1 protein-coding gene is annotated in these 708 nt (G+C 74.2%); it reads left to right on the forward strand.

Annotation, left to right across the window (positions count from 1 at the left end; genetic code table 11):
- Window positions 1-708 (forward strand): (Fe-S)-binding protein (locus GCU69_RS06080; protein WP_170315785.1); only part of this gene is annotated, 708 nt, incomplete at both ends.

Here is a 708-nt window from a genome sequence, read left to right on the forward strand (position 1 = left end):
CGGAACGCCAACGCACCGTCGTCCTCTGGCCCGACACCTTCACCAACCATCTGTCGCCGTCGGTCGGCAGCGCCGCGGTGACGGTGCTCGAAGCGGCCGGGCTGCGTGTCGTCGTGCCGCCGAAACCCGTGTGCTGCGGCCTGACCCGGGTCTCGACCGGGCAGCTGGACGGCGCCCGCAGGGTCATGCGGCGCACTCTGGACGTCATGGCCCCCGCGCTGGAGGCGGGACTTCCGGTCGTCGGCCTGGAGCCCAGCTGCGCGGCGGCCCTCCGCACGGACCTCCCGGAACTGCTCTCCGACGATCCCCGCGCGGCCCGGCTCGCGGCCTCGGTGAAGACCTTCGCGCAGGCTCTGGACCAGTACGCCCCCGAGTGGGAACCGCCGCGCGTGGACCGCCCCGTGGCCGGTCAGACGCACTGCCACCAGCACGCCGTCCTGGGCGACGAGGCCGAACGCAGGCTCCGTGAGCGGGCCGGCCTGACCGGCACCCTGAGCGGCGGCTGCTGCGGCCTCGCCGGGAACTTCGGCTTCGAACGCGGCCACTACGACGTGTCGGTGGCCTGCGCCGAGGAGCAACTGCTGCCGTCGGTACGGGAAGCGGGCCCGGACACCGAACTCCTGGCGGACGGCTTCTCCTGCCGGACCCAACTGGACCAGCTGGCCGGCCGCCGGGCCCGCCACCTCGCGGAGATCCTGGCGGAACGGC

Source organism: Streptomyces lycii (assembly GCF_009735685.1).
Taxonomy (GTDB): domain Bacteria; phylum Actinomycetota; class Actinomycetes; order Streptomycetales; family Streptomycetaceae; genus Streptomyces; species Streptomyces lycii.